Here is an 18,649-nt window from a genome sequence, read left to right as displayed (position 1 = left end):
CTGAAACTGTCATCAAATCATGACGGCTCTGTAATACCTGGTAGTTAACTTGTGACCGTTTATCGATCCGGCTGAATGAGGTGGCCTTAATGAGTCTGGATTATAGAACGGTATGGATTTCCGATGTCCATCTGGGCACCCGCGGTTGCAAAGCGGAGTATCTGGCGGATTTTCTCAAAAATGTCCGGTGCGACACGCTCTACCTGGTCGGCGACATCCTCGACCTGTGGAAACTGAAGTCGGGATGGCACTGGCCGCCGATCCACTCCGAAATTCTGCGCACGGTCATGGATCGGGCCAAACGCGGCGTCAGGGTCGTATATGTGCCCGGCAACCACGATGAAATGCTGCGCGATTACACGGACAGCCTGTTCGGGGGTGTGGAGGTCGTCGATCGCGCCGTGCATGAAACGAAAGACGGACGCCGCCTGCTGGTATTGCACGGCGACGAGTTCGATGGTGTAGTCTGCAGCACGAAATGGCTGGCCGTGCTCGGCAGCGAGGCCTATGAAGTGCTGCTGGCATGCAACCGCTGGTTCAATTGGGGCCGCCGTCGGCTAGGTTTTCCGTATTGGTCGCTTTCCGCTTTCATCAAGCACAAGGTCAAGAATGCCGTGAACGTCATCTACCGCTTCGAGGAGGTGCTGATGCACGAAGCGGCGAGCCGGGGGCTGGATGGCGTGGTGTGCGGGCACATCCACCATGCCGCTCTGCGCGAGATAGACGGTCTGACTTATGCCAATTGCGGCGACTGGGTGGAAAGCTGCACGGCACTGGTGGAAACGGCGGTCGGCGAGCTGAAGGTTGTGCGTTGGGTCGAGGAAAGCGCCTTCCTGCTCGAGGATACCAAGAGTGAAACTGGCACTGATAAGCGACGCCTGGCGACCGCAGGTTAACGGCGTCGTCACGACGCTGAGCCGGATCTGCGAGGGGGCCCGGCAGCGAGGTTTCCAGGTCGAGACGTTCACTCCGGACCGCTATCGGAACTGGCCGTGCCCGGGGTATCCGGAGATTCGGCTGGCATTGGGCTGCGGCTCCAAGCTGCCGGCGCAGCTCGACGCCTTCGCACCGGATGCCATCCACATCGCGACCGAAGGTCCGCTGGGAATGGCGGCGCGCCGCTATTGCCTGCGGCGCAGGCTGCCGTTCACGACTTCGTTTCACACCCGTTTCGCCGAATACGTGAATCTGCGGACCAGGCTCCCCTTGAGTTGGGGGTATGCGGCGTTGCGTTGGTTCCACCGTCCCAGCGTGCGGGTGATGGCCCCGACGCCGACTCAGGTCAGCGATCTCGGCGGCAAGGGTTTCCGCAATCTGGTGCTATGGTCTCGGGGCGTCGATACGGAACTTTTCGCGCCGCGCGGCAAGGGGCGGATCGACGACATCCGCCCCGTGTTCATGTACGTGGGACGCCTCGCCGTGGAGAAAGGCCTGGACGACTTCCTCGGGCTCGACCTTCCCGGCGTGAAGTATGTGGTGGGCGACGGCCCCTCCCGGACCGAGCTCCAGAAGCGCTATCCGGAAGTGCGCTTCCTGGGCTATCGCTGCGGTTTGGATTTGGCCCAAACGATCTCGGCGGCGGACGTTTTCGTATTTCCCAGCCGGACCGACACCTTCGGGTTGGTGATGCTGGAAGCCCTGGCCGCAGGCGTCCCGGTCGCCGCCTACCCGGTGCCGGGGCCACAGGATGTCATCACCGATCCCTCCGTGGGGTGTCTCGACCACGATCTGCGCACTGCCGCGTTGCGGGCGCTGGAACTGCGGGGCGAAGACTGCCGGAAGTTCGCGCAGGGCTTCACCTGGGACCGTTGTATCGAACAGTTCCTGGGCTATCTGGCACCGATTTCACGCTGATCCCTTCCGGTCGTCGCTCGTACCCGTTTCCGTTCGTTGCTGGTGTCGAGCCGTTTGTCCGGGCGTCGGCTCTCAAGGATGCGGCAGGCCCGGCAACGGGGGCGGTGCCGGTAGCGCCAGACGCGGGAGTGAAGGGGGTGCCGGAAGCGTGATCGTCGGGACAGGAATCAGCGGGACATGGATTACCGGCACTTCATGCTCGATGTAATGATGGTGATGGTGCCGGTGGAGACCATAGGCATGGCCGTGGCCATGGTGATGGCCGTGATGGTGCTCGTGGCCATGACCATGGTGATGTCCCCCAGCCAAAGCGCCATGGTTTCCGATGAGGGAAACCAGAAGAACGAAGGTCGAGACGACTGCCTTTTTCATGGTGGTACATCCGAGAGTCAAGGGACGTTCTTCTCCACCCATTTTTCGTGCCACGGTTACCGAGAACGGAAACCTTCCCGGATTTTTCCGCCTGAAGCGTGTAAGTATGGGCCAGGCCAGGGGCGATACCGTGGTTTCGTGCTCCTGCGCTTCCGTAAGAGTGTCGCATAGGCGCGACGCCGCGATTCCCCTGTGTCACGGATCGGGCGCTCGTGCCATGTTCGAAGCCGCGATTGGCTTGCCCGGCCGGTGAGTCGTGACCATCGTATCGATCCGGCGACATCCGTTGCCGCTCCGCCGCCGGCTACACTCTTTCGTCCGCGGTCAATCCGGGCTGCTCCCGCCCGGTCACCTTGGCGCCAATCCGATCCTTCCTTCCGGAAGCAAGGCCGTCTCTGAAACGGCGCCGGCTGATATATAGAGGGGCGGTCTTGCACTTGCGCTTTGCGCGGACGTATTCTTGCGAGAACTGTAACACCAGCGGTTTTGTCTTTGCCCTGCTACAGGACCCCGTCTCGCAAATTCGGAATGACCTCCATGAGTCGACCTGTATCCATCCGCATGGGCCTCGTCTTTCTGGCCTGCATTTTGGCCAGCGTTTCCGCGGCCGAAGCGAAAGCGCGCCCCCAGCCCAGGCTTCCGAGCATCGTCTTCATCCTGACCGACGATCTCGACATGCAGGCGTTCCAGGACCAGGGCGTCATCGATTCTCTCCTGGCCAAGGAGGGGACCGTATTTCTCAATCATTTCGTCAACATGTCCGTCTGCTGTCCTTCCCGGGTGACGACTTTGCGGGGGCAGTACGCCCACAACACCAAGATCTACGGCAACAATCTTCCGCTGGGCGGGTTCGACAAGGTATACGCCAGGGGAATGGAAAGCGCGACCATCGCCACCTGGCTGCAGGCGGCCGGGTATCGTACGGCGCTGTTTGGAAAATACCTCAACGGTTATCCGGCAGTCGGCGCCCCCGGCTATGTTCCGCCGGGCTGGTCGTATTGGCTCAGCCCCAACGGCGGCGATCCTTACCAGGAATACGACTATTCGCTGAACGAGAACGGCAAGAGCCGAAAATACGGAAACGCACCTCAGGATTATCTGGTTGACGTCCTGTCGGAAAAGGTCAAGGCGTTCATCAAGGACACGGTCAAGTACTTTCCGCGCCAGCCGTTCTTCATCTATCTCGCTCCCTATATTCCGCACGGGCCGGCTACCCCTCCGGTCCGGTACGAAGAATCCTTCCCCGACGCCCGGATTCCGCGCACAGCGTCCTTCAACGAAAAGGACGTGAGCGACAAGCCGGACTGGGTCGAGAGAAGACCCAAGCTCACCGCGGAACAGATCGCCGACATGGATGCGGCATACCGCAGGCGCTTGCAGTCCATGCAGGCGGTGGAGGACATGGTGAAGAGCCTGATCGATACCCTGCAGGCGCAGGGGCGGTTGGACAACACCTATATCTTCTTTACCTCCGACAACGGTTTTCACATGGGCCAGCACCGGTTGCCGATGGGCAAGAACACCGCATTCGAAGAGGACATCCATGTGCCGCTGGTCGTGCGGGGGCCGGGGGTTCCGGCGGGGCGGACAGTCAAGGCGATGACGGGCAATGTGGATTTTGCGCCGACGTTCGCGGCGATTGCCCGGCTGCCGGCGCCGCCCTACGTGGACGGGCGCTCGCTGATGCCTTTCTTGAACGGTACGCCCCCCAAGCGCTGGCGCCGGGTCTTCCTCCTCCAGCGCAAGCAGGAGAATACGGTCACCGCGGCGGCCCGGAAGGTGCTTGAACCGCCGGACCCTCAAGAAATTCACGCACAGGCGGCGTCCGGGGAAGTTGCGCCCAACTTCGAGGGGCTGCGCACGGCGGAGGGTTTGACCTACGTGGAGTACGAAACCGGGGAGCGCGAACTCTACGACTTGAGGACCGATCCGGAACAGCTCACCAACGCTCATGCCGGTGCGGATCCCGCGTTGACAGCCCGGCTGGCGGTCTGGCTCGAGTCCTTGCGCAAGGCAAAGACGAAGGCGCTGCGCAAGGCGGAAGCCGCGCCGCCGCAATAACGGGCACGTTTCAGCCGCCGCCGGCGCTTTCGTGGCGCAGGGTGATCCGGTCGTGAAGCTGGGCCGGGCGCAGCGATACCACGTAAGTCGTCGGGCTGTCCTGCTGCAGCTCGTAATGCGAGGAGAGCTGTATCTCCCGTGCCGTCTCGACGGCGATCACGTCCAGCCGCTGGGTCGGGCGGAATTCGATGCAGTCCGGTGTCACGGCGGCGATTTCCGCGGTCGCGTATTCGATCTTCACTTCGCCGAAGCGTATGGCCAGCGGCAGCATCACGCCGTCGCGGGCCTGCAGCTCGATTTCGCGTCCGCCGAACAGCGGCTGGCCGTGCTCGTAAAGGCGGAAGCGCTTGTCGAAGCCGTCCAGGTTCAGCAGGTGGATGAAGCGCTCGCCTGCGGCGTTGGCGGTCGAAGTCATGAAGATGCCGTGGTCTTCGCAGTCGTGCCGCAAGGCGGCGGTCGCACCGAGCCGTTCCAGGGCCATGCGGAACAGGGCGATGTCGCAAGGGTAGGCGGTGGTAATGACGATGGCGCGGCCGTTTCCCACCGCCGTTTCGAAGCCGCAGATCTCGCCGGTGTCGCAGACCCGCAGCAGCGCTTCGGCGGAGGGGGCGGCGAAAGTCTGGGCGAAATGGGTGCGCACTTCCGGCCGCGGCGCGGCCCAGCCGTCCGCGGCGAGCGAGAGGAAATAGCGTTCGCTGGCTTGGCGAACACCTGAAATTTCGGCGCCCAAAGCCTCGGCCAGCGCCGTGCAGGGCTCGCCTTCCATCCCGTATCGCGGGACCTCCCCGTACAGCAGCAGCCCCCCGCCGGCGGACAGCCAAGCGGCCAGCTTGCGCTGGACGGCGGCGTCCATGTAGCGGGCCGAGCCCAGCGCCAGCACCGGCGTGGTTTCCGCGTCGAGCACCCGGTTCTGGATGTCGACCGCGCCGAAACGGTAGCCGCCGAGCAGCATCGCCCGCGCCATGGTTTCCCAAGCGCCGGGCCCGCGGTTCGCTTCCAGGTTGCGGACGATCTCGGCCATCGCGGCGCTGGCGGGATGGCGGTATTCGGTCATGAAATAGTCGGGGATGAAGCCGAAGGCCAGCTTGTCGCGCTCCTCCCGCATGGCGGCCAGCTTGTCGGCGACGGCGGCCACGGTGCGGGTCAGGTTCGCCAGGCGCGGATAGCTGTAATTCAACCGGCCTTCGGGATCGACCGGCGCGGCGAAGCCGTGGCGTTCGCCGGTGAAGGCGATGCGATCGTCGCCGTCCCGCGGCGGCGGGTCGAGCTTGTAGTTGCAGCCGCCGGTGAAGAGGTAGTAGTTGATGAGCCGTGTGCCCTGGGCCAGGCACATGCGCGCCTTGAAGTCGGCGGCGGAAGGGTCCAGCCGGTTGCCGTAGGTGTTGCCGTAGTTGCCGTCGCCGCATTCGAACTCCATCGAGGCCAGCGGCTGCTCGGGCCGGTGCACGGCTTCCATGAAGGCGTTGCAGAGATACAGGTCCTGGAAATTGTCGAACGTCAGGTTGCCGAAATAGATGTCCGAGCCCGACAGGTAGCCGGTGTCCTGGGTGTAGGACGGATAGAGCTGGCTGATGCCGATCGGGAAGCCGAAGCCGCGGCCGCCGCCGGTGCCGTGGATGTTGACCACGAACGGAATGCCGCGGATCCCGGCGGTTTCCGCCCAGGCGCGCAGGGTCGCGACGTAGCGGGCGAAACGGTCGCGCATGTAGTGGCCGAGGTCGCGCATGAGTGCCGGGGCGTAGCTCTCGGCGGGCGAGCGGATGCCGTCGCGGCGGGCCTCCGGCGCGTCGGGGTCGAACGGATAGCGCTGGCGCAAGGCCTCAAGGCCGTGACGGGCTTTCAGCCAGGCCGCGAAATCCGCCAACACGTTCTCCGTGAGGTCTGGGCAGTTGCTGACCCAGGACAGCATGCCGATCTCGTTGTCGAGCTGCAGCGCGATCACGTTGCCGCCGCCCGGCTGCAGGCGCGGCGCGATCACGGCCATCACCGCGTCGTACCAGCGCCGCGCCGCCTCCAGGAAGCCTGGTGCCAGGTAGTCGACGGCATGGGTGGTCGCCGGTTTGCCGTCCCACCCGGCCGGCACGATCTCGGGATGCTTTTCGTAGAGCCAGTAGGGCAATCCTTCGTTCTTCATCTCGGCCATCACGAAGGGGCCGGGACGGGCGATGAACCACAGACCGTTGGCCCGGCACAGGTCGATGAAGGCGCCGAGGTCCAGCTCCGGGCGGGTGCGGCCGTCGAGGTCGATCCGGCCCTCGACGGTTTCATGGCAGAGCCAGGGGATGTAGGAGGCGACGGTGTTGCAGCCGGCGGCCTTGAGCTTGTCCAGCCGGTCCTGCCAGTCCTCGCGCCGGAGCCGGAAGTAATGCACCTCGCCGCTCAGCACGAGGCGGGGCCGGCCGTCGATCAGGATGGTTTTGTCACGGAGCTCGATCATGGCGCTTAGGACTCCTCAACACATTCTCAGCACGAGACCTTCATTGGCGAGCAGGCGGAGCCGCCGCAGATCGACCCGGCCGGCGCGCCGCATGCCGGCGCTCAGCAGAATCTCCGCGCCATCGGCGAGTTCGCCCAGGTCCAGTAGATGTTCGCAGCCGGCGAAATCGAGCACGATCAGCAGGCGCTCGGCGCCGGCCGTCCGAGTATAGGCGAAGACGCCGTCGGCTGCCGTTTCCACGCCCTCGTAGTCGCCTTGGTTCAAGGCCGGGTTGCGTTGGCGCAGCGCGGTCAGCGTCCTGAAGAACGTCAGCATGGAGCAGGGATCGTCCGATTGGCGGGCGACATTTCTCGCCGGCCAGTCCTCGCCCAGCGGCAGCCAGGGTTCCGCGCCTTCGGGCGCGAAGCCGGCGTTGGGCGAGGCGTCCCAAGGCAGGGGTGTCCGCGCCGAGTCGCGGTTGAATACGCCCGAAATCGCGGGCTGGTTCAGCGCCTGGGGGTCGCGTACGCGCTCCCTCGGAATCACCGCATTCTCCATCCCCAGCTCGTCGCCGTAATAGCAGGTCGGCGTCCCGCGCAGGGTCAGCAACAGCATCGCGGCGACGCGGGCCTGCTCGGGACCCGCGCGGCTGGCGATGCGGGGCTGGTCATGGTTGCCGAGCACCCAGGCGGGCCAGGCGCCTTGCGGGAGGATCGCTTCGCAGGTTTCGACCAGCCGCCGGATTTCCCGGGCGTTCCAGCGGGCATAGATCAGCCGGAAATTGAAAGGGAGGTGGAATTCGTCCCGCGCCGCGCCGTAGTACTCGACGAGTTCTTCATCCGGCACGTTGGTTTCCCCGATCAAGACCCGCCCGCCGGGATAGCCGTCGACGACCGCGCGCATGGCCCGGACGATGGCGTGCAGCTCGGGCTGGTGCGCCGTGTGGACGTGGAGCAGCCGGCCGTGCGGATCGCTACCGTCCCAGTTCGGGTTTTCCGGCTCGTCGCGGAACTCGGCGTCCTTGATCAGCAGCCAGGGCACGTCGACCCGGAAGCCGTCCACCCCGCGGTCCAGCCAGAACCGCATCGCATCCAGCAGAGCCTCCAGCACGGCCGGGTGGCGCAGGTTCAGCTCCGGCTGCTCCGGAGTGAACTGGTGCAGATAGTACTGTCCGGTGGTCTCGTCGAAGGTCCAGGCGGGGCCGCCGAAAAAGCTGAGCCAGTTGTTGGGCGGCCCGCCCCCCGGTGCCGGATCGCGCCAGAGGTACCAGTCGCGCCTGGGGTTGTCGCGCGAACCCCGGCTTTCCAGGAACCAGGGATGCTGGTCGGACGTATGGTTCGGCACCAGGTCCAGGATCAGCTTCATGTCCCGGCCGTGCAATCCGGCCAGCAGCCGGTCGAAGTCGCTCAGTGTCCCGAACCAAGGGTGGATGGCCGTATAGCCCGCCACGTCGTAGCCGAAATCCCGCATCGGCGAGGGAAAGACGGGCGAGAGCCAGATGGCGGCGACGTTCAGGCCGGCCAGATAGTCGAGCCGGCGGAGAATGCCGGGAAGGTCGCCGATGCCGTCGCCGTCGCTGTCCTGAAAGGAAAGGGGATAGATCTGGTAGATGATGCCGGTCTGCCACCAGGCCAGCGGGCCGTTCCCGTCCGTCATGCCCGTGCCGCCAGCCGCAGCAGGTCGATGAGGTCGAACAATCGGGCAAGGTAATGGTCGTGCACATGGTAACCGTCGTCCTCCCGGCCGGCCAGGACGGGCTCCAGGGCCTCGACGAAGCGTTCCAGCCGCTTCTGGTGAAAGCCGGTCCTGGCCAGCAGCGGATCGACCACGACCGCCGACAGCGCGCCGAGAATGCCCAGGGCGGCCATCGCCGCCCCCGTGCTCGCCGCGATCAGGCCGAACGACGCGCTGGCCGGAAACACCGTGTAATACCACGCGCCCAGGGTGGGGCCGAGCCAGAAATTGGCGATCGCGATCTGCTGGGCGATGGCCGCCGCCGCGGCGCTGCCGGCGGAAACCGCCCCCGGCGTCATCTGGCCGAACGCCGCGTAGCCGCCGGCCAGGGTGGCGATGCTGGCCGCCAGTTCGGTCGCCGCCTGGCGGGTCTTGCCGTACTCCTGCAGCCTGGCCGCCAGCAATATGCGAAATTCCTCGGATCCGGCGTGGGACTGTATCGCTCCGAGATATTCCGCGAGCCGGGCCGACAGTTCGGGATCGCTCAGGATGGCTTCCAGAAGGGCGTCTTTGGTGGATTGGCGGGAGCCGTCGGAATAGGGCAGCTCCAGCAGTTCGACGTGGATCAACCAGTTCAGCTCTTTCTGGAACGCCGTGGGCAGGCCGGAAGGGACTTTGCCGAGCCGGCGGGCGATGGCGGGCGCCCCCAGTTTCCCGGAAACGGCGGCGGCGGAATGGGCCAGAAACGCCGGGAGACTCCACAGCAGATTGATAGGGATACGGTAATAATCGCGGCCCAGAGTTTTCTTGTGCATCTCCCAGGCCCCGCGGAAGGAAAAATAGCGCTCCACGAAGCCCGGGATTTTCGCTTTCCGGCTTTCGATATAGTTGGCGACGCCGCGTGCGGCCGCCCTTTCCAGTAGCTGGTGGATCGCGGCCGCCGAGTCGGGTTTCAATCTGTCCATGTTCATGCCGGTGTCGCACCTCGTCTGGTCCGGGAAGAGCCGGACAGAGTATATAGTCATGCGCGAGGTTCCCGGGAGATGCGGCAACGCCCCCGGAATCCCGTCCCATGCAGACATCGAGGAGGTCCCGTCATGCAGTGTGTCCGGCAACAGCCGTCCGACAGTTCGTCCAGAGCCCCGGAACGCGGAGCGGTCATCAGGCTGCTGCCATTGCTTGCCATGCTGGCCGGTTGTCTGAGCGATGCCGAGTTGCTGGCGGAGAATTCCCGCATCGCATTGCGGACCGCCGAAGCGCGGGCGGCGGGAAAGCTGAATTGCCCGCGGGTCAAGGCCGGGATCCTGACGAAAGAAGAGGTGCCGGGCCAGCCGCTGGGCGAGCTTTACAGCGAATACGGCATCCGGGTGGACGGTTGCGGCCGGACCGTTTTCTACGACGTCGAGTGCCGCGACGGGAAGATCTGTGCGGTGCGGGAAAAACCGATGCCGGAATGAGCGCTGGCGTTCGGGGCATGCCGGGTCCAACCGCGGACTGGTCTTGGCAACCCTTTGGCGCAGGCACCGGAAAGCCGAGGCTTCGAAGAGGACGAGAGTCATGAGCAAGTTTGGGACAGGCTGTTCGCTGGCGGCGATCGCATTGGCTTTATCTTCCGGTGCGGGTGCGGATATGGTGACCAACGATTGGGGCAGTTGGGGGCAGGTCGTGGCGGAAGGCAGTCTGAGTTTCATCGCCCCCGGCCTCGAGAAAGGGCGGTTATGGCTGGAAGGGCAGATGCGCTGGGACGGCGACTGGCGGCACTGGTATCAGGGCGTGGCCCGCGCCGCGCTGGGGTATTCGCTGAGCGACCGCGCCACGGTCTGGATCGGCTATTCCTTCGTGCCCACCCAGAACGTGGGCAAGCCTTACCTAGCCCAGCAGGACGTCTGGCCGGCCTTTCGGTACGTGCTTCCCACGGAGTTCGGGACCATCACGTTCAGGACGATGATGGAGGCCAACTTCATCCGTGGCGATCAGGTCCGCTATCAGCCCCGGCAGCTGTTCCGCTATCTGCGTCCCTTCGATTTCGAACCACGCCTGAGTCTGATCGCCTGGGACGAAATTCTCATGCGTCTGAACAGCACCGCCTGGGGCGGGCCGGCGGGCTTCGGCCAGAACCGGGCATTTCTGGGGGCCGGCTGGAGCTTCGATCCGGCTTTGAGGGTGGAGCTGGGTTACATGAACCAGTACATCGACAGCAGACCGAATCAGACCATGCACAACCTCATCATGGGATCCTTGTTCATCAACTTTTGAAGGCCCCGCTCCGGAAAACTCCGCCAGGATTCTTTGCCATCGCCCCCCCTTCCTGACGGCGTAAGCCGGGGCTTCCATCCCTGAGCGCCGGGGCCCCCAGGCCATGGCTGGCCCGGATTCGCCGGCCGTCACCGGTACCCCGCACCGTCCGGTCCGAAACGCTGTTCTCTCCGCTTACATCGTTTTGTAACAATAATGTCATATTTCTTCATTATCGTTGCGCTGCCGAAGTGCCCCTGTCTGTTGCATTGGGCAGGAAAGAAACGACATCACGAAATGAGTAACGACATGAAATCCAATCTGTTGCGTGTGAGCGTGACGGCTCTGATGGGCGGAGTGCTGGCGCTGCCGGCCCACGCCGCGATCGAGCTGTACATGGACAAGAAGACCAAGCAGATCTACGCGGAGCCCGGTCCGGGCCGGGTAAGAATGGGGACCTTCGAGCAGGTGGACGAGAACAAGGCTTCGTCCCTCGAGCAGAAGCTCGACGAGAAAAAGGTGGAGCTCGAAGCGCTGGAAAAGCGCCTGGACAAGAAGGCTGCCGCCATCAAGGAATCCGAAAAGAAAGTCGCTAAGGCTCCCGCGCCTTCGGGCGAGAAGAAGTGGTTCGACAAGATCAGCATCAAAGGCTATATGCAGACCCGCTATACGCAGCTGCTGAACGGCGATGAAAACTCGCGCAACAACTTGGCGATGCCGAACGACAACTCCATCGGCCAGAACAAGGACTTCCTGCTGCGGCGTGTCCGTCTGGCCCTGACGGCGGACGTCTCCGACCATCTGTTGCTCTATCTCCAGCCGGAATTCGCCGCGAATCTGCCGGCCGTGGATCAGAACAACGCAGGCAACAGCTATCAGTTCGCGCAGATTCGCGATGCTTATTCCGACGTCTTCATCGATTCCGAACGCGAATACCGCTTCCGCGTGGGTCAGTCGAAAGTGCCGTTCGGCTGGGAAAACCTGCAGTCTTCCCAGAACCGTATCGCTTTCGAACGCAACCTGGCGACCGATGCCAACGCCTTGCGCGACGAGCGTGATCTCGGTGTCTTCGCCTACTGGTCGCCGGACGTCGCCCAGGAACGTTTCAAATATCTCCAGAAAAGCGGCCTGCGCGGTTCCGGCGACTACGGCGTGGTGGCTTTCGGCGTCTACAACGGCCAGGGCGCCAACCGCTTCGAGCTGAACGACAACATCCACATCGACGGACGCGTGACCTATCCGTTCGAACTGCCGGGCGACCAGATCCTCGAAGTCGGCGCCTCCGGCTACAACGGCAAGTACGTCGTTCAGATGGCCAACTTCAACGGGCCGGCCGACCCGGTCACCGGCGAAGTGACCCAATACGTCATCGGGAAGAACTTTTTCAACACCGCCGCCGGCGGCCGGAACATGACCCAGGACGGGACGATCACCGGCACCAGCGTCTCCGGGAAAAACGACGGCCAGGGCCAGCAGGACCTGCGCGGCGCGATTCATGCCATCCTGTATCCGAAGCCCTTCGGCCTGCAGACGGAATGGACCTGGGGTATCGCTCCGACGCTGCAGATCGATCCCGCCAAACAGCTCGCATGGATCGAATCCAAGAACGTGTGGGGCGGCTACGTCCAGGCGCACTACAAGATCGACCACTTCTACGGCGGCTGGATGCCCTATGCGCGCTTCGAAACCTATAATGGCGGCAGCAAGTTCGACAACAACTCGCCGAACATCTCCGAACGCCTGTGGGAATTCGGCGTGGAATACCAGCCCTGGCCGGAAGTCGAAGTCACCGCGGCGTACGATCTGATCAATACGACCAACTTCCGTACCACCACGGCGGGAAGCACGGCCGGCTGGAACTCCAAGGAACTGGCCGCGGGTTATGGTCAGGCCGACGGCAACGTGCTGCGCCTGCAGCTTCAGGCCAATTACTAAGCCGGTCCGGCCGAACCGTATTGTCGATCTCATTCAAGGAACGCGGATATGAAAATCAAACTGTCGATACTGGCTGCGCTGCCCCTGCTGACGGCAGGGTGCGCGCTGCACACTCCGATCGATGCGAACACGCCTGAATTGGCGAACGCCCGTTTCGATTATCAGAACGGACGCAACGCCTACGCGACCTATTGTTCGGCCTGCCACGACAACGGTACCAATGGGGCGCTGACCCCTTCGGCCACCGTCATCTGGGGCGAACCCTCCGCGTTGTGGCGGAAGGTCCTGAACAAGCACGTCGATCTCAAATATCTCGAAAACCCGAAGATCATCGTCGGTCCCGGATATTCCGAGAAGAACGTCGCCGATGCGATTTACTACATGGTGACGCAGCCCGGCAATCGCGGCGGCGCCTGGTAGGAAATGGCGGCGCCGGTTCGCGGGAGTTCCCGGGGATGCGGCGCCGCTCTGGTACTAGACAATGCGAAAAACCCTCAACAGTGGAGAAACTCACGTGAAAAAGATCGTCAGCATGGGCTTGGCCGTGTCGGCCACCGTATTCGGCGCCAGCGCATGGGCCGCTGGTGGGCGTGACACCATCAGCATCGTGGGTTCCTCCACGGTGTACCCGTTCGCCACCGTGGTGGCGGAATACTTCGGCAAGGGCGGGAAGTTCAAGACGCCGAAAGTGGAATCCACCGGCACCGGCGGCGGCATCAAGCTGTTTTGCGCCGGTGAAGGCGTTCAGCATCCCGATATCGCCAATGCTTCGCGCCGCATGAAGGACACCGAGTTCCAGCAGTGCAAGAAGAACGGCGTCAAGGAAATCGTCGAAGTCAAGATCGGGTTCGACGGCATCGTGCTGGCGCAGTCCAAGAAGTCCAAGCCGATGGAACTGACCCGCAAGGAAGTCTATCTGGCGCTGGCCAAGCGGATTCCGGACCCGGACTGCGGGGGGTGCGACAACCTGATCGACAATCCCTACAAGACCTGGAGCGAGGTCAATCCCGCACTGCCGGCCACCAAGATCGAAGTGCTGGGCCCGCCGCCGACTTCGGGCACCCGTGACGCCTTCGCGGAACTGGCAATGGAGGGCGGCTGCAAGGAGTTCAAGTGGATCGCCGCCCTGAAAAAGGACAACGAGCCGGAATTCAAGAAGCTCTGCCACACCATCCGCGAAGACGGCGCTTATGTGGAGGCCGGCGAAAACGACAACCTGATCGTGCAGAAACTGGTCGCCAACCCGAATGCCGTGGGGATCTTCGGCTACAGCTTCCTGGAGGAAAACGTCGACAAGGTCGCGGCGGCGAAGATCGAAGGCGTGGATCCCTCGTTCGAATCGATCGCCGACGGCAGCTATTCGATTTCCCGCCCGCTGTACATCTACGTCAAGAAATCCCATATCGGCATGATTCCGGGTATCGCGGAGTACCTCGCGGAATTCACCAGCGAGAAGGCATGGGGTGAGGACGGTTATCTGTCCGAACGCGGACTGGTACCGCTGCCGACCGACGAGCGGAAGGAAATGGCCGAGAACGCCAAGAAACTGAAGCCGCTGTCCTTGTAAAGACCGGTAGCGCTTCACATCGCTCTGCCAAGGCCCGGAGATCTTCGGTCTCCGGGCCTTTTTTCGCGAAAAAGAGTTTGCGCGTCTTCCTGCTTGGCGCGGAGCGAACCGGTTAAAATGGCGCCGGCACGACGCGCTCCCCAAACTCCCTCACTCCGCGGCTTTTTGGATGACTGAACCCTCCCGTTCGTTTCTTGCGCAGATGACGTTTCGCGCGGCCGCCACCGGTCCGCTGGCCGATCTGTCCTTCGCCGTCAAGGATTTGATCGACATCGCGGGCCACGTGACCGGCTGCGCCAATCCCGACTGGGCACAGAGCCATCCGCCCGCGGCCGCTCACGCCGTGTGCGTGGAGCAGTGTCTGCAGGCCGGCGCGGTCTGCGTGGGCAAGACCCATGCGGACGAGCTGGCTTTCGGCCTCAGCGGGGAGAATGCGTTCTACGGCACCCCGCTGAATCCGGCCGCGCCAGACCGGGTGCCGGGCGGTTCATCCAGCGGCTCGGCGACGGCGGTGGCGGCGGGCGAGGCGGACTTTTCCCTGGGCACGGACACGGGCGGCTCCGTCCGGCTGCCCGCCAGCAATTGCGGTATCTGGGGGATGCGGCCCAGCCACGGCAGGATTTCCGTGGCCGGCGTCAATCCACTGGCGCCCGGTTTCGACACCGTCGGAGCCTTCGCCCGCGACGGCGAGGTGTTGCAGCGGGTGATGAGCCTGTTGCTGAACGTCGATCCCCTCCTGGCCGTCTCCGGCAGGTTGTGGCTGCTGCGGGAGGGGTTCGACGAGGCGGAACCGGCGGTCCGCAAGGCTTTCGAACCGGTCCTGAAGCGGCTGGCCGGCAGTTTTCCCAGCCGCGGGATTTCCTTGCGGAGCATCGACGGGGAGACCGGAATTTCCGGCATGGACAATTGGCTCCAGGTCTTTCAGCCCATTCAGTGGGCCGAAATCTGGAGCGCCTTGGGTTCATGGGTCGAGGCGGCCCGGCCGGCCCTGGGCGAGCGCACCCGCCGCAACTTCGAGCTGGCCAAGGGTCTGGACCGCCGCCTGCTGCCGCCTGCCCTGGCGGGCAGGGAGCGCTATCGCGCCGCGCTTGCAGGATTCCTGGGGCCGGAAGACCTGCTCTGCTTTCCTACGGCACACGCGCCGGCGCCTTTGAAGGGCAGCCTCGGGTTGGACCGTACCCAGGGCGATTATTTTCCGCGCGTGCTGGGCCGCATGGCGATCGCGGGGATCGGCCGGCTGCCGCAGATTTCGCTCCCGGCAGTCGAAGTGGAAGGGGCGCCGGTCGGCCTTTCCCTGCTGGCCGCCGAAGGGAACGACGCGTTCCTTCTGTCCGCCGCCCAGGGGGTGGCGGCCGCACTCGATGGCTAACCGCCGAGCCGTCATCCCGGTGAATCCGCCGGTTCCGGCGTAGCCTGATGGAGGAGGGCAGGGATGCGATCCGGTAGCCGGCGTTCAAAGCGAGTGCCCCGGGGGCGGGAGGCCGCCCTCGCGGGACTGCTTCTGTCGGAAGGGATGATCGCCTTGCTGGCCGCCATGCCGGCACGGGGTGTCGAGGCGCGTGCGGCGTCGTCCTCGTCCGGGTCGGCAGCCAGGCATTTCGGCGAGCACACCGCGACCTACCGCGAACACGTCCACAGTACCGAGCCGGACCGGCCGCCGTCGCCGAGCCCCACGGCTTCACCCTCACCCGAGGTGAGCGTTCCGGAGGCGTCGGCGGTGACGATCAGGGAACCCGGTCCCGATCTCGCCAATCTCCCCAACTCGTCCTACACCTTGCCGGAAGGCGGCATTTACTTGGAAATGAGCCCTTTCACGATGCAGGGGGCGAGTTCGGATTCGGTGAAACAGTACAACTGGGAGTTCCTGTTACGTTATGGCCTGACCGACGACGTGGAGCTGCGCCTGTTCACCCAGGGCCTGACGGTGCAGGGACCGCCGCAATCGGCCACCGGCTTTTCGCCGATCACCTTCGACACCAAGGTCCATCTGTACAAGGACGATTTCGAGTATTTCAACTACTCGGTGGGGCTGGAGGCCTACGTGCAGACCACCTGGGGGAGTCCCGTCTTCAACAACGGCACCCAGGGCTCCCTCATGCTCAACGCGGATCATGTTTTGCCATGGGACATTGCCTTCAACTGGAACTTCGGTTTCGCCAGCCTGCAGGATTTCAGGGGCGCCGAGGTCATCCTGCCATCGTTCCAGTGGGCCTTGCAGCGCGACGTCGTCGAGGACTTCGCGCTGTTCGTTCAGGGGTACGTCAATGCCGCCGCCCTGCCGCGCACCCTGCATGCGGGATCGGTAGGCCCGGTCGAAAACCTGCAGGAGCACGCGCTCGGCGTCGGTTTCCAGTGGACCGTGAACGACCGCATCGCGGTGTTCGGCAGCTACAGCGGGGCCCTGGGCGACTATGTGCCGAGTTATCTGGGCACGATGGGCCTGGCCGTCGCGTTCTGACTCAGCCGAACAGTTCCTTGATCCAGGCGCTGCGGCGTTCGCGCTCCAGCAGCTCGGTGCGGGCTCGGACCAGTACGAGAGTGAAGTAGTAGCACTGGAAGGCCAGGGCCATCAGCAGCAGCGGCAGCAGCATGCTGGGGTGGATCGAGGGCTTGTCCAGTTTGGTGACGGTGGGGCCCTGGTGCAGGGTGTTCCACCATTCCACCGAGTAATGGATGATGGGGATGTTGACCACCCCGACCAGGATCAGGAGGCCGCCGGCGCGGGCGGCGGTGCGCTTGTCCTCGATCGCCGAGACCAGGGCGATGTAGCCCAGGTACAGGAACAGCAGGATCAGCTCCGAAGTCAGCCGCGCGTCCCACACCCACCACGTCCCCCACATCGGCTTGCCCCAGAGCGAACCGGTCACCAGCGCCAGGAAGGTGAACGAGGCGCCCATGGCCGCGGAGCTGGAGGCCATCACGTCGGCCAGCTTGATGTTCCAGATCAGATGGATGGCATACAGCACCGCCATGAAGGTGTAGATGAACATGGACATCCAGGCCGCCGGCACGTGGACGAACATGATCCGGTAGCTCTCGCCCTGCTGGTAGTCCGGCGGTGCCTTGAACAGGCCGAAGTAGAGGCCGCAAACGAACAGTACGGCGGTGATCGCCCCCAGCCAGGGGATCAGCTTGCCGCTGATGCGGTAGAAATGCTTGGGGGAGGCGAGCTTATGGAAGAAGGTCCACATGGCGTCAACTCATGCTAATGCGCAGGGCGGCGGCGATGGCGACCGGAGCGAGCGTCAGCGCCAACGCCAGCAGCGCCGCCAGGAAGTACAACTGACCTTCGATCGGCATGCCGGCGCCGGCGGCGGCGACGGCGTTCGTGGCGAAGATCAGCACCGGGATGTAGAGGGGAAGAATCAGCAGGGTGAGCAGGATGCCGCCGCGCTTGAGGCCCACGGTCAGCGCCACCCCGATCGCGCCGATCAGGCTCAGCAGCGGCGTGCCGATGGCGAGCGTCGTTTCCAGCGCCCAGGCCGCCTTGGACGGCATGTCCAGCAGCAGCGCCAGGAGCGGGGCCAAGAGCAGCATGGGCAGGCCGCTGACCAGCCAGTGCGCCAGCACCTTCGCTACCACCAATACCGACAGCGGCTGGGGGCTGAGCAGCATCTGTTCCAGCGAGCCGTCGTCGAAATCGCCGCGGAACAGGTTTTCCAGCGAGAACAGGGCGGCCAAGAGGGCCGCGATCCAGATCACGCCGGGTGCGATCTTCCTCAGCAGTTCGGGGTCCGGACTGACCCCCAGGGGGTAGAGCGTGACGATGATGAGGAAGAACAGCAGCGGATTGGCCAGTTCGCCGCGGTGGCGGAAAGCCAGCATCAGGTCGCGCCGCAGGATGGCGAAGAAGGCGGAGGCGAGTCCGTTCACGTCAGGTTCAGGCTCCGGCAGTCGCCCCGGACTTCCAGGGCGTGGTGCGAAGTCATCAGCGCCATGCCGCCGTTCGCCAGATGGGCTTCCAGCAGTTCGCGCACCAGGGCGATGCCTCGCACGTCCAGGGCGGTGAAAGGTTCGTCGAGAATCCACAGGGGTACCGGGTTAAGGAGCAGGCGGCAAAGCGCCGTGCGCTGCTTCTGGCCCGCGGAAAGCCCCCGCGCCGGAACGTCCTCGAAGCCGCGCAGACCGACCCGGGCCAGCGCCTCTTCGATGCGCGCATCATCGGCCGCTTCATCGCGCAAGGCGGTGGAGATTCTGAGATTTTCCAGCGGTGACAGCTCCGCTTTGAGGCCGGGGGCGTGGCCCATGTAAACCATTTCGGCGAAATAGGACGCGCGGTTGTGCTGGATGTCCAGGCCGCGCCAGCGCACTTCGCCGTCGGCGGGGCGGCTCAGGCCCGCCAATACACGGAGCAGGCTGGTCTTGCCGGCGCCGTTGGCGCCCTCGACCTGCAGCAACTGGCTGGGCGAAAGGTTCAGGTTGAGGCCGGAAAACAGCAGCCGGTCGCCCCGGATGCATTCGAGGCCCGCGGCGCGAAGAGGGGCGTCTGACAAAGGCGTGGATGTCGTAAGGATTGGAGACACGCGCGGGTTGCC

General features: G+C 64.2%; 17 protein-coding genes. 11 read left to right on the top strand and 6 right to left on the bottom strand.

The window, feature by feature from the left end; genetic code table 11:
* Positions 1 to 89 precede the first annotated feature (89 nt).
* From ABZN20_RS07855 to ABZN20_RS07840, 4 genes are all read left to right on the top strand, one after another.
* The gene (locus ABZN20_RS07855; protein ID WP_218807379.1) at positions 90 to 896 is read left to right on the top strand and encodes a UDP-2,3-diacylglucosamine diphosphatase; all 807 of its coding nucleotides are present in this window, start codon (positions 90 to 92) and stop codon (positions 894 to 896) included.
* Positions 853 to 1,854 (top strand): glycosyltransferase family 4 protein, encoded by a 1,002-nt coding sequence (locus ABZN20_RS07850; protein WP_367027289.1) that lies wholly within the window; start codon positions 853 to 855, stop codon positions 1,852 to 1,854. Before ABZN20_RS07855 ends, ABZN20_RS07850 begins: the two co-directional genes overlap by 44 nt.
* 177 nt (positions 1,855 to 2,031) lie before the next feature.
* On the top strand, positions 2,032 to 2,397 hold the full coding sequence (locus ABZN20_RS07845; protein ID WP_367027288.1) for a hypothetical protein: 366 nt from the start codon (positions 2,032 to 2,034) through the stop codon (positions 2,395 to 2,397).
* Positions 2,398 to 2,763: 366 nt separating this feature from the next.
* Positions 2,764 to 4,287 carry a sulfatase family protein gene (locus ABZN20_RS07840; protein ID WP_367027287.1) on the top strand — a complete coding sequence of 508 codons (1,524 nt, stop codon included), beginning with the start codon at positions 2,764 to 2,766 and terminating at the stop codon, positions 4,285 to 4,287.
* 10 nt (positions 4,288 to 4,297) lie between these two features.
* Here ABZN20_RS07840 and ABZN20_RS07835 read toward each other — a convergent pair whose 3' ends face one another.
* From ABZN20_RS07835 to ABZN20_RS07825, 3 genes are read right to left on the bottom strand one after another with little or no spacing between them, the layout of a single operon-like run.
* The gene (locus ABZN20_RS07835; protein ID WP_367027286.1) at positions 4,298 to 6,724 is read right to left on the bottom strand and encodes a beta-galactosidase; all 2,427 of its coding nucleotides are present in this window, start codon (positions 6,722 to 6,724) and stop codon (positions 4,298 to 4,300) included.
* 15 nt (positions 6,725 to 6,739) lie between these two features.
* Positions 6,740 to 8,359 (bottom strand): alpha-amylase family glycosyl hydrolase, encoded by a 1,620-nt coding sequence (locus tag ABZN20_RS07830; RefSeq protein ID WP_367027285.1) that lies wholly within the window; start codon positions 8,357 to 8,359, stop codon positions 6,740 to 6,742.
* Positions 8,356 to 9,342, bottom strand: coding sequence for a DUF6635 family protein (locus tag ABZN20_RS07825; RefSeq protein ID WP_367027284.1), 987 nt, complete (start codon positions 9,340 to 9,342; stop codon positions 8,356 to 8,358). Before ABZN20_RS07825 ends, ABZN20_RS07830 begins: the two co-directional genes overlap by 4 nt.
* Before the next feature lie 132 nt (positions 9,343 to 9,474).
* On the opposite strand from ABZN20_RS07825, the gene ABZN20_RS07820 reads away from it, so the two are divergent.
* From ABZN20_RS07820 to ABZN20_RS07790, 7 genes are all read left to right on the top strand, one after another.
* On the top strand, positions 9,475 to 9,834 hold the full coding sequence (locus tag ABZN20_RS07820; RefSeq protein WP_367027283.1) for a hypothetical protein: 360 nt from the start codon (positions 9,475 to 9,477) through the stop codon (positions 9,832 to 9,834).
* 100 nt (positions 9,835 to 9,934) lie between these two features.
* Positions 9,935 to 10,633 carry a DUF2490 domain-containing protein gene (locus tag ABZN20_RS07815; RefSeq protein WP_367027282.1) on the top strand — a complete coding sequence of 233 codons (699 nt, stop codon included), beginning with the start codon at positions 9,935 to 9,937 and terminating at the stop codon, positions 10,631 to 10,633.
* 288 nt (positions 10,634 to 10,921) lie between these two features.
* Positions 10,922 to 12,547 carry a porin gene (locus tag ABZN20_RS07810; RefSeq protein ID WP_367027281.1) on the top strand — a complete coding sequence of 542 codons (1,626 nt, stop codon included), beginning with the start codon at positions 10,922 to 10,924 and terminating at the stop codon, positions 12,545 to 12,547.
* Positions 12,548 to 12,595: 48 nt separating this feature from the next.
* Complete coding sequence (locus tag ABZN20_RS07805) at positions 12,596 to 12,967, top strand: c-type cytochrome (RefSeq protein ID WP_367027280.1); 372 nt, start codon at positions 12,596 to 12,598, stop codon at positions 12,965 to 12,967.
* 94 nt (positions 12,968 to 13,061) lie between these two features.
* On the top strand, positions 13,062 to 14,114 hold the full coding sequence (locus ABZN20_RS07800; RefSeq protein ID WP_367027279.1) for a PstS family phosphate ABC transporter substrate-binding protein: 1,053 nt from the start codon (positions 13,062 to 13,064) through the stop codon (positions 14,112 to 14,114).
* Positions 14,115 to 14,283: 169 nt separating this feature from the next.
* Positions 14,284 to 15,483 carry an amidase gene (locus ABZN20_RS07795; protein WP_367027278.1) on the top strand — a complete coding sequence of 400 codons (1,200 nt, stop codon included), beginning with the start codon at positions 14,284 to 14,286 and terminating at the stop codon, positions 15,481 to 15,483.
* Between the two features lie 63 nt (positions 15,484 to 15,546).
* Positions 15,547 to 16,572: a transporter gene (locus ABZN20_RS07790; protein WP_367027277.1), complete on the top strand. Its 1,026-nt coding sequence runs from the start codon at positions 15,547 to 15,549 to the stop codon at positions 16,570 to 16,572.
* A gap of 1 nt (position 16,573) precedes the next feature.
* Here the strand turns inward: ABZN20_RS07790 and ABZN20_RS07785 are convergent, their stop codons facing one another.
* From ABZN20_RS07785 to ccmA, 3 genes are read right to left on the bottom strand one after another with little or no spacing between them, the layout of a single operon-like run.
* Positions 16,574 to 17,305, bottom strand: a complete 732-nt coding sequence (locus tag ABZN20_RS07785; protein WP_367027276.1) for a heme ABC transporter permease — start codon at positions 17,303 to 17,305, stop codon at positions 16,574 to 16,576.
* A gap of 4 nt (positions 17,306 to 17,309) precedes the next feature.
* Positions 17,310 to 17,987, bottom strand: coding sequence for a heme exporter protein CcmB (gene ccmB / locus ABZN20_RS07780; protein ID WP_423246435.1), 678 nt, complete (start codon positions 17,985 to 17,987; stop codon positions 17,310 to 17,312).
* On the bottom strand, positions 17,984 to 18,607 hold the full coding sequence (gene ccmA, locus ABZN20_RS07775) for a cytochrome c biogenesis heme-transporting ATPase CcmA (RefSeq protein ID WP_367027275.1): 624 nt from the start codon (positions 18,605 to 18,607) through the stop codon (positions 17,984 to 17,986). The genes ccmB and ccmA overlap by 4 nt, the downstream gene beginning before the upstream one ends.
* Between the last annotated feature and the right edge of the window lie 42 nt (positions 18,608 to 18,649).

The organism is Methylococcus sp. ANG, assembly GCF_040730495.1.
Lineage (GTDB): Bacteria > Pseudomonadota > Gammaproteobacteria > Methylococcales > Methylococcaceae > Methylococcus.
The sequence above is the reverse complement of the archived record's forward strand: the minus strand, read 5'-3'. Positions and strand labels throughout refer to the sequence as shown.